The 441-nt window shown below is 33.6% G+C and carries 2 protein-coding genes; both read right to left on the reverse strand.

What is annotated here, in order from left to right:
• Nucleotides 1-4: 4 nt before the first annotated feature.
• Nucleotides 5-139: a tetratricopeptide repeat protein gene (locus RRG12_RS33075; protein WP_420762167.1), complete on the reverse strand. Its 135-nt coding sequence runs from the start codon at nt 137-139 to the stop codon at nt 5-7.
• Nucleotides 76-441: tetratricopeptide repeat protein (locus tag RRG12_RS33080; protein ID WP_420762132.1), on the reverse strand; the 366-nt coding region annotated here is incomplete at its 5' end. The genes RRG12_RS33075 and RRG12_RS33080, both read right to left, overlap by 64 nt.

Here is a 441-nt window from a genome sequence, read left to right on the forward strand (position 1 = left end):
ATTATTAGTAATCAGCATTATTTGGATTAAGTTTAATGGCTTGGTTGAAATCTTCAATTGCTCCTTGATAATTTCTTAAACAGTTCCGAGAAATTCCCCGACGATAGTAGTAATCAGCATTATTTGGATTAAGTTTAATGGCTTGGTTAAATCTTCAATTGCTCCTTGATAATTTGTTAGCCAGTTCCGAGAAATTCCCCGATTATAATAGTAATTAGCATCATTTGGATTGAGCTTAATAGCTAGGTTATAATCTTCAATTGCTCCTTGATAATCTCCTAAAAAATGGCGAGAATTACCGCGATTCCTGTAGTAATCAGCAAAATTTGGATTGAGCTTAATAGCTAGGTTATAATCTTCAATTGCTCCTTGATAGTCCCCTAAAAAATGGCGAGAATCACCCCGATTATTGTAGTAATCAGCATTATTTGGATTAAGTTT

The organism is Nostoc sp. CALU 546 (genome assembly GCF_048836525.1).